This is a genomic window from Azohydromonas sp. (genome assembly GCF_035325925.1).
In the GTDB taxonomy this organism is placed as follows: domain Bacteria; phylum Pseudomonadota; class Gammaproteobacteria; order Burkholderiales; family Burkholderiaceae_C; genus Calidifontimicrobium.
Genome location: NZ_DAOKZA010000035.1, coordinates 1 through 15,705 on the forward strand (window position 1 = coordinate 1; position 15,705 = coordinate 15,705).

Annotated in this window: 18 protein-coding genes; 9 read left to right on the plus strand and 9 right to left on the minus strand. The window is 74.2% G+C overall.

From position 1 onward, the window contains the following. The 3 genes from PKC53_RS13090 to PKC53_RS13100 all read right to left on the minus strand — a co-directional run. The coding region (locus tag PKC53_RS13090) for an efflux RND transporter periplasmic adaptor subunit (protein WP_324429276.1) at nucleotides 1-899 on the minus strand (899 nt) is incomplete at its 3' end. Then, on the minus strand, nucleotides 896-2,332 hold the full coding sequence (locus tag PKC53_RS13095; RefSeq protein WP_324429278.1) for an efflux transporter outer membrane subunit: 1,437 nt from the start codon (nucleotides 2,330-2,332) through the stop codon (nucleotides 896-898). The genes PKC53_RS13090 and PKC53_RS13095, both read right to left, overlap by 4 nt. Nucleotides 2,333-2,415: 83 nt before the next feature. Continuing rightward, on the minus strand, nucleotides 2,416-3,936 hold the full coding sequence (locus PKC53_RS13100; protein ID WP_324429280.1) for an AMP nucleosidase: 1,521 nt from the start codon (nucleotides 3,934-3,936) through the stop codon (nucleotides 2,416-2,418). A 68-nt stretch (nucleotides 3,937-4,004) separates the two neighbouring features. Between PKC53_RS13100 and PKC53_RS13105 the strand changes: the two genes are divergently transcribed. Then, nucleotides 4,005-4,616: a methyltransferase domain-containing protein gene (locus PKC53_RS13105; protein ID WP_324429282.1), complete on the plus strand. Its 612-nt coding sequence runs from the start codon at nucleotides 4,005-4,007 to the stop codon at nucleotides 4,614-4,616. Between the two features lie 18 nt (nucleotides 4,617-4,634). Here PKC53_RS13105 and PKC53_RS13110 read toward each other — a convergent pair whose 3' ends face one another. Next, nucleotides 4,635-4,958 carry a rhodanese-like domain-containing protein gene (locus tag PKC53_RS13110; RefSeq protein ID WP_324429284.1) on the minus strand — a complete coding sequence of 108 codons (324 nt, stop codon included), beginning with the start codon at nucleotides 4,956-4,958 and terminating at the stop codon, nucleotides 4,635-4,637. A gap of 288 nt (nucleotides 4,959-5,246) precedes the next feature. On the opposite strand from PKC53_RS13110, the gene PKC53_RS13115 reads away from it, so the two are divergent. The 4 genes from PKC53_RS13115 to PKC53_RS13130 all read left to right on the plus strand — a co-directional run bounded on the left by PKC53_RS13115 (nucleotide 5,247) and on the right by PKC53_RS13130 (nucleotide 8,701). Continuing rightward, nucleotides 5,247-6,596 carry an FAD/NAD(P)-binding oxidoreductase gene (locus tag PKC53_RS13115; protein WP_324429286.1) on the plus strand — a complete coding sequence of 450 codons (1,350 nt, stop codon included), beginning with the start codon at nucleotides 5,247-5,249 and terminating at the stop codon, nucleotides 6,594-6,596. A gap of 10 nt (nucleotides 6,597-6,606) precedes the next feature. Continuing rightward, complete coding sequence (locus PKC53_RS13120; RefSeq protein ID WP_324429288.1) at nucleotides 6,607-6,948, plus strand: hypothetical protein; 342 nt, start codon at nucleotides 6,607-6,609, stop codon at nucleotides 6,946-6,948. 2 nt (nucleotides 6,949-6,950) lie between these two features. Further along, nucleotides 6,951-7,970, plus strand: coding sequence for a C4-dicarboxylate ABC transporter (locus tag PKC53_RS13125; protein WP_324429290.1), 1,020 nt, complete (start codon nucleotides 6,951-6,953; stop codon nucleotides 7,968-7,970). 92 nt (nucleotides 7,971-8,062) lie between these two features. After that, complete coding sequence (locus PKC53_RS13130) at nucleotides 8,063-8,701, plus strand: MBL fold metallo-hydrolase (RefSeq protein WP_324429292.1); 639 nt, start codon at nucleotides 8,063-8,065, stop codon at nucleotides 8,699-8,701. Nucleotides 8,702-8,792: 91 nt separating this feature from the next. On the opposite strand, the gene PKC53_RS13135 is transcribed toward PKC53_RS13130, so the two are convergent. Then, nucleotides 8,793-9,296 carry a DUF4148 domain-containing protein gene (locus PKC53_RS13135; protein ID WP_324429294.1) on the minus strand — a complete coding sequence of 168 codons (504 nt, stop codon included), beginning with the start codon at nucleotides 9,294-9,296 and terminating at the stop codon, nucleotides 8,793-8,795. A 258-nt stretch (nucleotides 9,297-9,554) separates the two neighbouring features. On the opposite strand from PKC53_RS13135, the gene PKC53_RS13140 reads away from it, so the two are divergent. The 3 genes from PKC53_RS13140 to PKC53_RS13150 all read left to right on the plus strand — a co-directional run bounded on the left by PKC53_RS13140 (nucleotide 9,555) and on the right by PKC53_RS13150 (nucleotide 11,280). Then, nucleotides 9,555-9,830, plus strand: coding sequence for a hypothetical protein (locus PKC53_RS13140; protein WP_324429296.1), 276 nt, complete (start codon nucleotides 9,555-9,557; stop codon nucleotides 9,828-9,830). 131 nt (nucleotides 9,831-9,961) lie between these two features. Continuing rightward, nucleotides 9,962-10,585: a LuxR C-terminal-related transcriptional regulator gene (locus PKC53_RS13145; RefSeq protein ID WP_324429298.1), complete on the plus strand. Its 624-nt coding sequence runs from the start codon at nucleotides 9,962-9,964 to the stop codon at nucleotides 10,583-10,585. Nucleotides 10,586-10,635: 50 nt separating this feature from the next. After that, a complete protein-coding gene (locus tag PKC53_RS13150) occupies nucleotides 10,636-11,280 on the plus strand; it encodes a Crp/Fnr family transcriptional regulator (RefSeq protein ID WP_324429300.1) in 645 nt (214 codons plus the stop codon). Nucleotides 11,281-11,322: 42 nt separating this feature from the next. Here the strand turns inward: PKC53_RS13150 and PKC53_RS13155 are convergent, their stop codons facing one another. The 4 genes from PKC53_RS13155 to PKC53_RS13170 all read right to left on the minus strand — a co-directional run bounded on the left by PKC53_RS13155 (nucleotide 11,323) and on the right by PKC53_RS13170 (nucleotide 14,864). Beyond that, entirely contained in the window at nucleotides 11,323-11,784 is a 462-nt protein-coding gene (locus tag PKC53_RS13155; RefSeq protein WP_324429302.1) for a hypothetical protein, read from the minus strand. Further along, a complete protein-coding gene (locus PKC53_RS13160; protein ID WP_324429304.1) occupies nucleotides 11,777-12,052 on the minus strand; it encodes a hypothetical protein in 276 nt (91 codons plus the stop codon). Before PKC53_RS13160 ends, PKC53_RS13155 begins: the two co-directional genes overlap by 8 nt. Before the next feature lie 37 nt (nucleotides 12,053-12,089). Next, nucleotides 12,090-13,037 (minus strand): radical SAM protein, encoded by a 948-nt coding sequence (locus PKC53_RS13165; RefSeq protein ID WP_324429307.1) that lies wholly within the window; start codon nucleotides 13,035-13,037, stop codon nucleotides 12,090-12,092. 108 nt (nucleotides 13,038-13,145) lie between these two features. Continuing rightward, on the minus strand, nucleotides 13,146-14,864 hold the full coding sequence (locus tag PKC53_RS13170; RefSeq protein WP_324429309.1) for a S8 family serine peptidase: 1,719 nt from the start codon (nucleotides 14,862-14,864) through the stop codon (nucleotides 13,146-13,148). On the opposite strand from PKC53_RS13170, the gene PKC53_RS13175 reads away from it, so the two are divergent. After that, complete coding sequence (locus PKC53_RS13175; RefSeq protein WP_324429311.1) at nucleotides 14,829-15,668, plus strand: hypothetical protein; 840 nt, start codon at nucleotides 14,829-14,831, stop codon at nucleotides 15,666-15,668. The two genes, PKC53_RS13170 and PKC53_RS13175, sit on opposite strands and share 36 nt — an antisense overlap. The last annotated feature ends 37 nt before the right edge of the window (nucleotides 15,669-15,705 follow it).

Consider the following 15,705-nt stretch of genomic DNA (forward strand, 5'->3'; position numbering starts at 1 on the left):
AGGTAGGTGACGACGTTGTCCTTGGTCGTCGGGCCGTAGCCGACGCGCACGATGCGCGCCGGGTAGCGCCGGTTCGGGTACGCGCTGACGGTGAACGTGGCCGCCAGCTGCGCGCGCACCTGGCCGACGTCGGCCTCGTCGACGTTGACCTGCAGCTTCATCTTCGTCAGGTCCTCGGCCAGCGTGAACAGCGTCACCGCCTGCAGCGACGCGGCCACCGCGTTGCCGGGCTCGACGGCGCGCGACAGCACCACGCCGTCGATCGGCGAGCGGATGGCCGCCTTGCGCAGGTTGGTCTCGTTGCTGCTCAGCGTCGCGCGCGCCTGCGCGACGCCCGCCTGCGCGCTGGCCACGTTGGCCTCGCCGCGCGCGGCCGCGGCCTCGGCGGCGGCGAGCTCGGCCGCCGACGGCACCTGGCCGCCGCTGCGCTGGTGCACGTCGCGCAGCCGCGCCAGCGTGTCGCGCGCCTCGGCGGCAGTCGCGCGCGCCTGCTGCAGCGCCGACTCGGCGGCGGCCAGCGCGGCGCGCGAGCCGGCCACCTGGTCGCGCAGCCGCGCGTCGTCGAGCTCGACCAGCACCTGGCCCCGGGCCACGCGATCGTTGACGTCGACGTGCACGCGCGCCACCGTGCCTGACAGTTCGCTGCCGATGGCCACCTGGCGGATCGGCTGCAGCGTGCCGCTGGCGGTGACGGTCACCGTCAGCGCGCCGCGCGTGACCGGCTGCGTCTGGTACTGCGGTGCTGCGGCCGCCTGGCGCTGGCCGAGCCAGAACCAGGCGCCGAGCGCGCCGGCGACGAGCAGCACCAGTGCCGCCCACAGGCTGCGGCGTTGCCACCAGCGGCGCGACGCGCCGTCGGGGCCGAGCAGGTCGTTCAAGGCGGACTCGGGTGCGCTCATCGGTGGGCTTCAATGTCTGACTGGGGGTCCCAGCCGCCGCCGAGCGCCTTGTACAGGCGCACGTGCGCGGTGGCCAGGCCGGTGGCGGTGCCGGCGACGGCGTCCTCGGCGGCGAGCAGCGTGCGCTGGCTCTGCAGTACGTTCTGGAAGTCGACCAGGCCGCTGCGGTAGCGCTGCGCGGCCAGCGTCGCCGCCGACCGCGCCGAGCGCACGGCGGCCTGCTGCGCCGCGAGCTGCTCGCGCGTCGAGCGCAGCGCCACCAGCGCGTCCTCGACCTCCAGCAGCGCCGCCAGCACGGTGGCACGCCAGGCGGCGGCGGCCTCGTCGCGCGCGGCTTCCTGCTGGCGCACCTGCGCGCGCAGCCGCCCGCCGTCGAGCACCGGCAGGTCGACGCCGGCCAGCAGCGAAGCGACCGCGGCGCCGCTGCCCAGGCCGCCGAGCGTCAGCGCCGACAGGCCGATCGAGCCGCCGAGCGACAGGCTGGGCAGGCGCTGCGCGTCGACCTGCTCGACGCGCGCCGCGGCAGCGGCCCACTGGCGTTCGGCGGCCTGCACGTCGGCACGCCGGCGCAGCACCTCGGCGGGGATCGCCGGCGCGAGGTCGGGCGGCGCGGCCGGCGCGGCGGCGGGGTCGCCGGCGGCCAGTTCGGCGTGCAGCGCGCCGGGGGCGCGGCCGGTGAGCACGGCCAGCGCGTTCATCGCCTGCGCGGCGCCGGCGGCCAGCGCCGGCAGCTGCGCGCGCGTCTGCTCGACGGCGGTGCGCGCCTGCTCGACGTCGAGCTGCGTGACCAGCCCCGCCTCGTGGCGCCACTGCGTGATCTGCAGCGTCTGCAGCTGGGTCTCGAGGTTGCGCCGCGCGATCGCCTCGCGCGCCTGCGTGCCGCGCAGCTGCAGCAGCCCCAGCGCGGCTTCGGCGGCGACGGCGACCTGCGCGTGCGCCAGCGTCAGCGCGCCGGCCTGCGCGGCGGCGTCGGCCGCGCGCACGCCGGCCGCGGCGGCGCCCCACAGGTCGATCTCCCAGCGCGCATCGAGCCCGGCGCGGTACTGCTCGGCGGTGTCGCGGCCCTCGCTGCGGCTGGCCTGCGCCGAGCCGCTGGCGCCGAGCGTGGGCGACAGCGCCGCCGCGGCGATCTCGCGCTGCGCGCGCGCCTGGCGCAGCCGCGCACGCGCCGCGTCGAGGTCGGTGTTGGCCCGCAGCGCCTGCGCCACCAGCGGCGCCAGCGCCGGGTCGCCGAAGCGCTCCCACCAGTCGGCGCGCACGGCGGCGTCGCCGCCGACCGGCGCCGATGATGCAGCGGCGGTCCACGCCGGCGGCGTCGGGTCGTCGTGCGGCGGCGCGGGCTGCTGCAGCGACGCGCAGCCGGCCAGCGCAGCGAGCGCGGCCAGCGCGGCAACGGCAAGGCGCGGCGCGGCGCACGGCGGTCGAGGTGTCATCGCCGCCGATCTTCGCCGGCGCGCGTGAACGACGCGCGCGGCGCGCGTCAACGGATGTAAAGCCGCGCCGCCGCGCGCCGGCGTCACTGGAACGCCACTTCGGCGAAGCTGCGCAGCTTGCGGCTGTGCAGCGCCTCGAGCCGCTGTCGGCGCAGGATGTCGAGCGCGCGCATGCCGATGCGCAGGTGCTGGTCGACGCGTTCGCGGTAGAAGCGGTCGGCCATGCCCGGCAGCTTGATCTCGCCGTGCAGCGGCTTGTCCGACACGCACAGCAGCGTGCCGTAGGGCACGCGGAAGCGGAACCCGTTGGCGGCGATGGTGGCGCTCTCCATGTCCAGCGCGATCGCGCGGCTCTGGCTGAAGCGGCGCTCGGGCCCCGGGTGCGGCAGCAGCTCCCAGTTGCGGTTGTCGGTGCTGGCCACGGTGCCGGTGCGCAGCACCTTCTTCAGATCCCAGCCGCGCAGCCGGGTGACGTCGGCCACCGCCTGCTCGAGCGCGACCTGGATCTCGGCCAGCGCCGGGATCGGCACCCACAGCGGCAGCTCCTCGTCGAGCACGTGGTCCTCGCGCACGTAGCCGTGCGCGAGCACGTAGTCGCCGAGCTGCTGCGTGTTGCGCAGCCCGGCGCAGTGGCCGAGCATGACCCACGCGTGCGGGCGCAGCACCGCGATGTGGTCGGTGATGGTCTTCGCGTTGGCCGGGCCGACGCCGATGTTGACCATCGTGATGCCGCTGCGGTCGTCGCGCACCAGGTGGTACGCCGGCATCTGCGGCATGCGCGGCGGCGGCGCGCCGGCGTCGTCGTGCGGCGGCGCCCCGGCGCGGCGCGTGACGACGTTGCCGGGCTCGACGAAGGCGACGTAGCCGGGGTCGGCGCCGTCGGCGGCGTCGCCGAACAGGCGCGACGGGGCCGACGCGTCGCCCATCAGCTCGTGGCCCAGGCGCACGAACTCGTCGATGTAGAACTGGTAGTTCGTGAACAGCACGAAGTTCTGGAAGTGGTCGGCCGCGGTGCCGGTGTAGTGGCGCAGGCGGTGCAGCGAGTAGTCGACTCGCGGCGCGGTGAACAGCGCCAGCGGCAGCGCCTCGCCGGGCGCGGGCTCGTGCGTGCCGTTGGCGATGCCGTCGTCCATCGCCGCGAGGTCGGGCAGGTCGAACCGCTCGCGCAGGCGCTGCCGGCGCTGCGGCGCGAGCTGGCCCTCGAAGGTCTCGTCGTCGGCCAGCGCGAAGTGCGCCGGGATCGGCTGCGACGAGGTGCCGACCTCGATGCCCACGCCGTGGTTGCGCAGCAGCAGCGCGAACTGCTCGCGGTAGTAGTCGCCGAACAGGTCGGGGCGCGTGAGCGTGGTCTCGTAGGTGCCGCGGCCGGCGACGAAGCCGTAGGCCAGCCGGGAGTCGGGGCGGAACGCGGTGTCGGTGTGCACGCGCACGAACGGGTAGCACGCGCGCACCGGCCGCGCCGGCTCGTCGCCGGCGACGTGGCGTTGCAGCGCCTGGCGCAGGTGGGAGACGGCTGCGTCGTAGATCGCGCGCACCTGCGCCAGCGCGGCGTCGGCATCGTCGAACCGGGCCGGTGCGACGAACGGGGGGGACGACAGGGTCATGGGCGGGCCTCGCGGGGTTGGCGACCATTGTGGCGGCGCGCGGCTTCGGGCGCGGCGACAATGGCCCGGTGAGCGGCCCCGACCAAGACTTCTGGCAGCAGCGCTTCGAGCGCGGGCAGACGCCGTGGGACCGCGGCGAGCCCGGCCCGCAGATCGCACGCTGGGGCGCCGACGGGCTGCTGGCCACCGGCCGGCGCGTGCTGGTGCCCGGCTGCGGCAGCGGGCACGACGTGGCCGCGATCGCCGCGCTCGGCTGCGACGTCACCGGGCTGGACTACGCGCCGGCGGCGATCGCGCTGGCGCGGCAGCGGCTCGACGACGCGGGCCTCGCGGCGGCGCTGGTCACCGCCGACGCGCTGCAGTGGCAGCCGCCGCAGCCCTTCGATGCGGTCTACGACCAGACCTGCTGGTGCGCGCTGCACCCCGACCTGTGGGCCGCCTACGCGCGGCAGCTGCACCGCTGGGTGCGCCCCGGCGGCCAGCTGCTGCTGCTGGCGATGCAGTGCCGGCGCGACAGCGCCGCCGACGGCCGCATCGACGGGCCGCCGTACCACCTCGACGTGCACACGGTGCGCGCGCTGGCGCACGAGCCGGCGTGGCGCTGGCCGCCGCCGCCGTACCCGCGCGTCGCCCACCCGGGCATCGGGTACGAGCTCGCCATCGTGCTCGAGCGGCGCTGAGGGCCCACCTCCGGCGGTTCAGCCCTCGGCCACCGGCAGCCCGTGCAGCCGCCACAGGCCGATGCCGCCGTGCAGGTTGGCCACGCGCGTGTGGCCGTGGTGCACGAGGAACTGCATGGCCTGGAAGCTGCGCGCGCCGCTGGCACAGGCCAGGATCAGCTCGCGGTCGCGCGGCAGCTCGGGGTGGCGCCGCACGAAATCCGACAGCGGCAGGTTGACGACGCCGGGCACGTCGAAGGCCAGCCGCGCGACCTCGCCGCGCTCGCGCACGTCGATCAGCAGCGCGCCCTGCTCGAGGTGGGTCAGCGCCGAGGGTGGGTCGAGCTGTCGCAGCGCGTGCATGGGGCGACTCCTCGGCACGCCGGCGGGTGCGCCATCGCGCAGCGGAGTGGGCCGGTCGATGCCTCGTCAATCACGCAGCAATATACAGGCGCGGGATCGTCGCGCGTGGCTTGATCTGTGTCAGTCTCGCGGCGGACCGATCCGGACATAATACCCATATAGGTATTTGATCCGGCCCGCCGTCCGGCCACTCGCCAGGGCGGGTCGGGTGGATTCCCGTCGAGTCAGGAAGGCGCGGGCCGCGTGACGCCGAGGTCCGCGCCGCGCGCCAGCCGCAAGGAGACCGCCATGAACACCGAGCCCCCCACCCCCGCCGTCGCCGACCCGGCGCGCCGCCGCTGGCTGCAGGGCGTCGGCGCGGCCACGCTGGCCGGCAGCGCCGCGGCGCTGGGTCCGGCGCCCGCGCGCGCGGCGCGCCTGCGCACGCAGGCGCATGTCGTGATCGCCGGCAGCGGGCTGGGCGGGCTGGCGGTGGCCAACCGGCTGAGCCGGGTGCTCGACGGCGCACGCATCACCATCGTCGACGCGAAACGCGAGCACAACTACCAGCCCGGCTACACGCTGGTGGCCACCGGCGTGTGGCCGGTGGACAAGGTGCGCGACGCCAACGCCGACTTCATCCCGCCCGGCGTCGAGTGGGTGCAGGAGATGGTCGCCGGGTTCGACCCGGCGGCCAACGCCGTGGTCACCGCCGGCGGGCGGCGCATCGGCTACGACTACCTGGTGGTCGCCACCGGGCTGCACCTGGACTACGCGCAGATCGAGGGCATGGACGTCGCGGCGATCGGCAGCCACGGCCTGGCCAGCGTCTACGCCAGCCCGCAGGCGGCGCAGGCCAGCTGGCAGGCGCTCGACGCGTTCCGCCAGCGCGGCGGCCAGGCGGTGATGACGCTGCCGTCCGGACCGTTGAAGTGCGCCGGCGCGCCGCTGAAGATGACCTTCATGGTCGCCGACCGGCTGCGCCAGGCCGGCACGCGCGAACGCTCGCGCATCGCGTTCCACACCGGGCTGCCCACCGACACGGTGTTCGGCGTCAAGCCGGTCAACGACAACGTGATCGCGCGCTGGGACGCGCTGGGCGTCGAGCGCCACCACCTGAGCAAGCTGGTGGCGGTCGACGTGGCCGGGCGCCGTGCCACGTTCGCCACCCCGGAGGGCGAGCGCACCGAGGTGCCGTACGACTTCCTGCACGTGGTGCCGCCGATGCGCGCCACCGACGCCGTGAAGAACAGCCCGCTGGCCTGGCAGGACGGCCCGATGGCGCCCGGCGGCTGGCTCGAGGTCGACGCCAAGACGCTGCGCCACCGGCGTTTCGGCAACGTGTTCGGCGTCGGCGACATCAACGGCACGCCGCGCGGCAAGACCGCGGCGACGGTGAAGAAGAGCGCGCCGATCGTCGCGCACAACCTGGTCGAGGTGATCGCCGGGCGCGACCCCGACGAGGACTTCGACGGCTACACCTCGTGCCCGCTGATCGTGCGCGAGGGCTCGGCGATGCTCATCGAGTTCGACTACGACGGCAGGCTCACGCCGTCGCTGCCGATGATCGAACCGCTGCAGGCGAGCTGGTTCGCCTGGCTGATGAAGTACCGCATGCTCAAGCCCGCGTACGTCGCGGTGCTCAAGGGCCGCGTCTGAGGAGACCCCGATGTACGAGATCTGGCTGGCGCTGAACATCGTGTGGGAGACCGTGCTGACCGTGTGGCCGGCGGTGCTGCAGGGCGCGCTGGTGTGGCTCGCGCTGATGGTGCTGGCGCTGCGCCGGCGCGGCGTCGACTGGCGCGGCGGCTTCAAGCTGGCGCTGGGCGCCGCCGTGGCGGTGGGCATCGCCGGCGTGCTGTGGCTGCCCGGCGCGACGCGCTCGTCGCTGGGCGAAATGGCCTACTGGGTCGACTGGGCCAACCTGCTGGCGATCGCCGCGGGCTTCGGCGCGGTCGCGCTGGCCTTCGCGTGGCCGCTGGCCGCGCTGACGCGGCGTCCGCGGCACTGAGCATGCCGCGCGCCGCGCCGCTGAAGTACCTGTTCCCGGGCTGGTACGCCATCGTGATGGGCCTGGCCGGCCTGGCGCTGGCGTGGCAGCGCGCCGAGCCGCTGATGGGCGACACCGCGCTCGGCGTCGCGCTGGTGCTCGGCGCGCTGGCCGCCTTGGTGTTCGCGCTGCTGGCCGCGGCGAGCGTGCTGCGCGCACGCTGGCACGCCGACGCCTGGCGCGAGGACCGGCTGCATCCGGTGCGCCACGCGTTCGTCGCCACCCTGCCGGTGGCGTTGCTGCTGCTGGCCACCGTCGCGGTGGCGCTGCTCGGTCCGTCGGTCTGGGCCGCGGCGTCGTGGTGGGCCGGCAGCCTGGCGCAGCTGACCGTCACCGTCTGGGTGCTCGGGCGCTGGTGGCGCGGCAACCAGGGCGCCGACGTGAAGGCCGGCACGCCGCCGGGGCTGGTGTGGGCCGGCGTCACGCCGGCGCTGTTGATCCCGATCGTCGGCAACGTGCTGGCGCCGCTGGCCGGCGTGCCGCTGGGTCACGCCGGGTGGGCGGCGGCGCAGTTCGGCATCGGCCTGCTGTTCTGGCCGGTGGTGCTGGTGCTGCTGCTGGTGCGCATCGCGCTGCACGGCATGATCCCCGAGCGCCTGCTGCCGACGCTGGCGATCCTGATCGCGCCGCCGGCGGTGGCGGCGCTGGCGCTGCTGCAGCTCGGCGCGGCGCAGCCGGTGGCCTGGGCGCTGTGGGGCATGGCGCTGTTCGCGCTGCTGTGGGTCGGCACGCTGGCGCGGCGCCTGCGCGCGCTGCCGTTCACGCTGACGCACTGGGCGCTGTCGTTCCCGCTGGCGGCGCTCGCCGCGCTGACGCTGCACCTGGCCGCGCCCGGCGGCGCGATGGCGCTGCTGGGCATTGTGCTGCTCGCGTTCGCGTCGCTGGTGATCGCCGCGCTGGCGCTGGCCACCTGGCGCGGGCTGAGAGACGGCACCCTGCTGGCGCCCGAGCCGGCGGCGCCGGTGGTCGCCGCCACGGCCTGACGCGCGCCGGCGCCGGCCGGTGCGTCGGGAGGCGACACGCCGCGGCGGCTTGGTATCGTGCGGGCCGCCCACGCCGAACCCAGCCCACACCGATGCTGCGCTACCTCACCGTCCCCGTGACCGCGTTCGCCCAGAACTGCTCGGTCATCTGGTGCGACCGCACCAACGACGCCGCCGTCGTCGACCCCGGCGGCGACCTGCCACGCCTGCGCGCGGCCGTCGCCCGGCTGGGCGTGCGGCTGCGCGCGATCTGGCTCACGCACGCGCACATCGACCACGCCGGCGCCACCGGCACGCTGTCGCGCGAGGACGCGCTGCCGGTGATCGGGCCGCACCCGGGCGACCAGTTCTGGATCGACGCGCTGCCGCAGCAGAGCCAGATGTTCGGCTTCCCGCGCGCCGAGCCGTTCACGCCGACGCGCTGGCTGGCCGACGGCGACACGGTGACCATCGGCGACGAGACGCTGCAGGTGCGCCACTGCCCCGGCCACACGCCCGGCCACGTCGTGTTCCACAGCACCGGCGCGAAGCGCTGCTTCGTCGGCGACGTGCTGTTCGCCGGCTCGATCGGCCGCACCGACTTCCCCGGCGGCAACCACGACCAGCTGATCGACAGCATCGTCGAGCGTCTGTGGCCGATGGGCGACGACACCGTCTTCATCCCGGGCCACGGCCCCGAGGGCACGTTCGGCGAGGAGCGGCGCCACAACCCCTACGTCGGCGGCACCTGAGCGCGCCGGGGTCTGCGCGCGACCTGCGGCAGGCCGCCGCCGCGCACGGCGGCGGCCCGGGCGCGGCGCGTCTGCCGCGCGGCAGACGCGGTCAGCGCGCGCGTCCGGCGACGACGGCGCGTTCGCCGGCGCCCCCGGCGTAGGCGCGTGGCGCCTCGGCGCGGGCGGCGCGGTGCGTCATGTAGAACGCGCCGCTGTCCTCGCCGCTCATCGCGTGCAGTTCGCCGCTGGCGCGGGCCGCCTCGACGGCGGCGCGCACCTCGGCACGCGTCAGCGTGCCCGCCGACTCGGCGCGCGCGAGGTGGAACGACCCGCTGTCCTCGCCGCTCATCGCGCCGAGCGTGCCGTCGGCGCGCGCGGCGCGCAGCGCGGCGAGCACCTGCGCGCGCGACGCCCCGCCGGCGGCGGCCGTGCGCGACAGGTGGAACGACCCGCTGTCCTCGCCGATGAACGCGTGCAGCGTGCCGTCGGCGCGCGCCTGCTCGAGTTCGGCGGTCACCTGCTGGCGCGCGAGGGCGCCCGCGTCGGGTTCGGCGTGGGCCGCGAAGCCGGCGACGACGGCGAGCGCGGCGGCAGTGATGTGGAGCTTGCTCATCAGATTCCCCTGGACGACATCCCTGGCTGAAGGTGGACCGCACCGGATGCCTGGAGGCGCGGCCCATGCGGCAAAAGGTAGGCGCGGTGCGCGCCGGCGCCGTCATGCGAACGACGGAAGCACCCGCCGGCCGCTCCTTCGCATGGACGACGCGTCGACGCGCACGGCGCCGCCCGGCGGGCCCGTCCACCGTCGAGACGATGCCCGCGCCGCGGCGCCGCCGCATGCTGGGCGCGCCCCTCACCCACGGAGCGCACCATGTCGAACGCCATCGTCCACCGGCTCGACCGCCGGCATCGCCTCTTCGCCGGCGCAGCCGCCGCACTGGCCGGCACCGCCTTGCTCGGCGGCGTGCTGGCGCTGTTCGACCGCGCGGGAGCCCGCCAGTGGCTGCCGGCCGATCCTCACGTGCTCGAACTCGTCGCCGCGTGCGACGCTGTCGCCGATCGTGCGGCGCGTGCGCAGTGCACGCGCGACGTCGTCGCCGCACTCGTGCAGCGATCGACGGCCGGTTCGCGGCTGGCGTCGCGCTGAACGGCGGCGTCGGCGGCGAGGTGAATACCGCACAAGTCCGGCGTGCCGATTCACCCCTGCCGGCGGCGGCCGGTTCCTATCTTTCGTGCACGGTGGCCGCCTTCGTCGGCCACCCCCTCAGGAGACCCACCGTGCACGACCTGCCGACCATCGCCCCCCTCGCCCCCGCCGGCGCGCCGGCCGACGCCCCGCTCGGCCGCCTGCTGGCCGGCGCGCTCGACGAAGTCGACTACGGCATCGCGCTGCTCGACGCCGACGCGCACGTGCTGCACCTGAACCACCAGGCGCGCCGGCGCCTCGACGCCGGCGACGCGCTGGTGCTCGACGGGCAGCGCCTGCGCGCCCGCGACGCGCGCCTGGCCGCGCTGTTCGGCGACGCGCTGCGCGCCGCCGCCACGCGCGGCCTGCGCCGGCTCGTCGACATCGGGCAGCGCGACGAGCACCTGCACGCCGCGCTGGTGCCGGTGGGCCCGGGCGTCGCGGCGCTGCTGCTGGGCAAGGCCGGCGTCTGCGAGGCGCTGGCGCTGCAGCACTTCGCACGCACGCACGAGCTGACGCCGGCCGAGACGCGCGTGCTCGCCGCGCTGGGCGCCGGCGCGGCACCGGCCGACATCGCCGCCGAGCAGGGCGTCAAGCTGTCGACGGTGCGCACGCAGATCGGCGCGATCCGCGAGAAGACCGGTGCCACCAGCATCACCGCGCTGGTGCGGCTGGTCGCGGCACTGCCGCCGATGGTCAACGCGCTGCGGCATTGAGCGCGCGCGGTGCACCCGGCCGCTACGATCGGGGCATCGCAGCGCCCAAGATGCCCCACCTGCCCGACCTGCCCGGCGCCAGCGACGCCCTGCGCGAACTCGCCGCGCGCGGCGTCGCGCGCAGCTACGCCAAGGGCCGGCTGCTGATCGAGGAGGGCGACACCGGCGACACGCTGTACATCGTGCTCGACGGTCGGCTGCGCGCGTACTCGAGCAGCGCCGACGGCAGCCGCGAGGTCACCTACGGCACGTACGGGCCGGGCGAGTACGTCGGCGAGATGAGCCTGGACGGCGGGCCGCGCTCGGCCCATGTCGAGGCGCTCGAGCGCAGCACCTGCATCGTCGTCACGCGCGCGACCCTCGAGTCGTTCATCGCCGAACACCCCGCGTTCGCCTTCGAGCTGCTGGCCAAGGTGATCCGCCGTGCACGCGCCGCCACGCTGACGGCGCGCCAGATGGCGCTCAACGACGTCTACGGGCGGCTGCGCCTGCTGCTGCAGTCGCTGGCCGAGCCGCAGCCCGACGGCGGTGCCTTGATCGCCGAGCGGTTGACGCACAAGCAGATCGCGCAGCGCATCGGCTGTTCGCGCGAGATGGTCAGCCGGGTGCTCAAGGACCTGGAGCGTGGCGGACACGTGGCCCACGACGTCGCCGGCCGGCTCACGATTCGACGCGCATTGCCGCCGCGCTGGTGAGTGCGCCGCCGCGCGTCCGACGCACTGCGAACGGCGCACCGGTCAATGGCCGAACGGTGAGGCCGCGTTCTTCGTCCGGCCCATGATCTCCATGCGCATGCCGGGTTTCACGAGACCCATCACTTCCTTCAGCGCCTGCGGAGCGGTCGCCAGGTAGTTGTTGAGCGCTTCGATCCTGGCCAGGGTTTCGAGCCCCCAGAACGTGCGATACGCGTAGTCTGGCGCCGCCGAGGACACGGTCACCGAATACGTGCCTTTGTAGGACACACCCTGGGGCGGCGCCACCGTGTTCTCGAACGAATCCACCTTCTGCACGAAGGCGCCGTGCTGGTCCGGGTCGACCGCGTAGACCCACGCCACGACGAAGGCCGGGATGTCGTTCGACCCGGTGCCGGTGAACACGAAACTCGCGCCGGATCGCACCTCGGGCGTCAGCAGCGCGGCATCGGGGCCGCGGTCGTCGAGCGCCTGGTGGGCGGCCAAACAGCGTTCCTCGTCATTCATGGCGTCGTGCCTCCTTGTGCGGCTGCGCAGCCGCTTCCAGCGAAACGACCTCGACGAGCGCGAGGTCGACCAGTTGCTCCAGACCTTGGCGCAAGCCTTCGGCGTCGACGTTGCGGCCGCGGCCCGCCAGCAGCGCCGCGCACGCGTGCTCGATCTCGGCGACCGTCGATCCATCGCAGTGGTCGAGCAGCAGCCAGCTCGTCGCATTGAGCGTGACCAGGCGCGCGGGGCGCGGGCGGTAGACCATGTACATGCGGATCTCGGGCACGGGCCGCACGACGAGGTCGTCGCGCCGCCGAAGCCGGTCAGCGCGGCACAGTCGTGAGGTCGACACCATCGTTGAGCGCCGCGTCGAAGGGGTCGGGTGCACTCCAGCGCCCGTGAAACGCGTAAGCCGTCGAGCGGCAGCCGCCGTGCGAGCCCTGCGACGATGCGCAGCCCGCGCAGCTGCGCTCGACGCGGCCGCTGCGCAGCTCGCGCGCCAGCGGGTGATCCCAGGTGTGCAGGAACGGTTGCTGCAGGACATTGCCGAAGTCGACGTAGTCGCGCAGGTACGCGCAGCCGATCGAGTCGCCGAATGCGTTGATCGCCGACATCTGCCAGCAGCAGTTGGCATTGCGCGGATGCCACGACTGCATGACCCGCAAGCCGGCCGGCGCGCGCAGCGCGGCCAGCGCGCCCGTCATCTCGTCGAGGCCCAGCGCGAGGTCGCGCCACTGCGACTTGACGTCGCCGAGCGGATACAGCCGCAGCACGCCGACCGCCGACGCGCCGAGCGATGCGGCGAGCTCGCAGTACGGCTGCAGTTCGTGCACGTTGCGCCGGTTGAGGATGAACAGCATCTGGGTGTCGACGCCGGCGGCGACCAGACGCCGAATGCCGTCGACCGTGCGCTGGTAGCTTCCCGCCGTGCGCGTCAAGGCTTCGTGCGTCGGTGCCGTGGCCCCCCACAGGTCGACGAGGACCGTGCCCACGTCGATGGCCCGAAGCCTCGCGGCCAGCGCGGCGTCGATCAGCGTACCGTGCGTGCGCACCATCGTGAACATGCGCGGCGTGTTCTCGGCGAGCAGATCGACGAAGCCCGGCTTGAGGAACGGCTCGCCGCCTTCGACATAGAGCCAGATCACGCCGCTGTGCGCCAGTTCGTCGACGACGCCACGCCACTGGTCGATCGACAACTCGGGGCGTGACTTGGCGTCGTGGCAGCGCCCGTAACACAGGCGGCAGTCGAGCGGGCACTGTTCCGTGATCACCAGCGAAGTCTTGACCGGCCGCTCCAGCGGGCCGGGGTTCGGATGTGATTGCGAAGGCGGCGAAGCACCCGGCGCCACGAAGGTGAAGGCCGGGTGCATCGATCGGCCCTACGCCGGCGACGCGGCGGTGTTCGCCACGCTTCGCATCGCCTGCACCGCGGCAGCGGGGTTCAGCCGCCCGTGGCCGAGGGCCTCGCTCCAACTCGCAGCCGGGGCGTCGCGCCGCGTCGTTTCCACCAGGGCCCGACGCACCTCGTCGAGCGTCGCGTCGGGCTTGACCTCGTACATGCATGCGATCGTTCCCGTGACGAACGGCGCCGCGATGCTGGTGCCGCTGGCCACAACGCACCGACGCTCGGGTGACGCAGGCGCCGACGAGACGGCGAGCACCTTGTTCCCTGGCGCGCACAGGTCGGGTTTGCGGATGCTCGCCTGCCGCCCTGGGCCTCGTGCCGACAGGCCCCAGTCCGACGCGACGTCCGTGAAGGTGTCGTAGGCGCCGACGACGATGGCGTCGGACCCGCAGGACAGCGTGCCGATCGTCGACGAACGGTCGCCGTCGCTGATCGGCGCACCACCGTCACCTCGCCGGATGCCCGACGGCCCGCCGTCGTCGCGCTCGAGCCAGGCGTGGAAGCGAACGCTGCCGGTCGAACCGGTGGGGACCGGCACGTGATCGGCGCCGACGGCTTCGAGGCCGATCGTCCAATCGCCGGTGTCGGCTCGCGGGTCGAGCTGCAGCAGTATCACGTGGCGCCCGGCGACGGTGTCGGCGCCGGCACCTGCCGGCGTGCGACGCCGCGCCGATGCGGCGTCGTTGTCGCGAAGCCTCGGCCGAAAGCGCGAACCGATCACCGAGCCGACCACGTGCGCGCCGTCCAGCAGTTCGGCGGCTTCGCCAGGCGCGACGGGCCCCAGCTTGGCGCCGGCGGGCGACACCAGGTAGACGCGCAGCCAGGCCCCATCGGCGTCGTACCAGACCTCGACGCTGTTTCGTGTCTGGTCGCCGCTGCCGAGGTGCCAGACGAACTCGAACGGTGCCCCGCCTCGAACGCCGTCGTCGAGGTGCTGCCACTGCCGCTGCTGATCCTCCGACCTGGGGACGTTGCCGGCAGCGACGACGACCGATCGTCCCGCCGCTGCCGGCCCGGCGGATCCGCTGCGGAGCAGGTACGACAGGCGGCGCTCGAAGTGCCCGTCGCCCTCGTGCGGCCCGCTCATCGTGTTCAGGCTCAGGTTGACGACGCACGGCCGTTGCACACGCTCGGCCTCGTGGAAGATGAACGCGACGGCGTCGACGACGTCGTTGGCGTCCAGCAGCTTGCGCCCGTCGCTCTGCCGGTGCGTGCGGACTTGCACGAAGACGATGTCGGCGCCGGGCGCGACGCCGTGCACCTCGTCGCCCTGGGACGGCTCACCGACGAGGCTGCAGGCGTCGCGCCGGCCGCCCAAGGCGATGTCCATCACCTGCGTGCCGTGGGCGCTGTGCACCGCGCTGCCGTGGTCGCCGGGGCGCTGCGTCGTGTAGTGGTGGTCGTGCGGGTGGTAGCCGAGCATGCGATACGGGGCCCCGGCGTCGTCCGGGGCTTCGTCGAGCCACTTCGCCAGCACGACGTCGATCTGGGCACGCTCGAAGACGCGGCCGTAGCCGAAGCGGCACCTCTCGCCGTCGACGATGGCGGCGGCATCGCCGGGGTCGACCAGTCGCCGTGCCGGGCCGTCGCTTTCGGGTGCGGCGTTCTGGTCCCACAACGACAGGATCCGTGAGCGCCTGTCGACGCGGAAACTGCCATGGGCGAAGTCGCAGCCGAAGTCGACGAAGCCCACGATCGTGCCTCGACCGGTCTCGCCGAACCCGTAGCCGGCACCCGCTGCGTCGGTCGGAACGCCGTTGCGCAGCTCGCGCATTTCGCGCACGAGTTGCGGCGCGAAGCCCGCAGCCGCGCCGAAGTCCTGGGCCGGGAACCCGCGCGCGCCGATGCGGGGCCCGGCGGCCGAACCGAACGCGCCCCACCAGGGGTGGACGCCGCCGCGAAGGACTTGATCGATCCCGGCACGCGCACCGCGCTCGGTCGTCACGAGGCGACGCAAGGGACCCGGCAACAACAGCGGCTCGAGTGCGCGCGCCAGTTCGCGCAAGTCGATCTCTACGGTCAGCCCGATCAGCGTCGCGGCGTCGAGCCTGCCCCCGGCAATCCTCTCGAGGCGCTCCCACGACCCGTCCGCGCCTCGAGCGCCCGCGCCCGCACCGGTCGGCGCCGGGTTGAAGTCGTGCAGCGGCAGCGCGAGGCCACTGTCGGTGGTCAGGTAGCGCAGCGCCGTGACGTTCCTCCACGTCGCGGGGACGTCGTGCAGACCCAGACGCCGGGTGATCCCGGACAGCCAGCCGCCGCCGGGCTCGCGCCCGTAGAGCACATCGAACAGCGCCCTGAGCGCATCGCCGGGTCGTTCGCCGGCGAGCTCGATGTACGCGGTGCGGCTCGCGGGCTCGACCGCCGATGCACCACGCGCCGCAATGGCGTGGCCGACCCAGGCGTCGAAGTGCGGGTCCACCCCTGGACCGAGACCCCTTCTGATGCGGAGCGCGAGATTCGACATACTCGGGTCAAGAACCCGGACAAACCATCCTAATCGAGCGAGCGGGGTGACTGCAATGATCGGCCGGCCC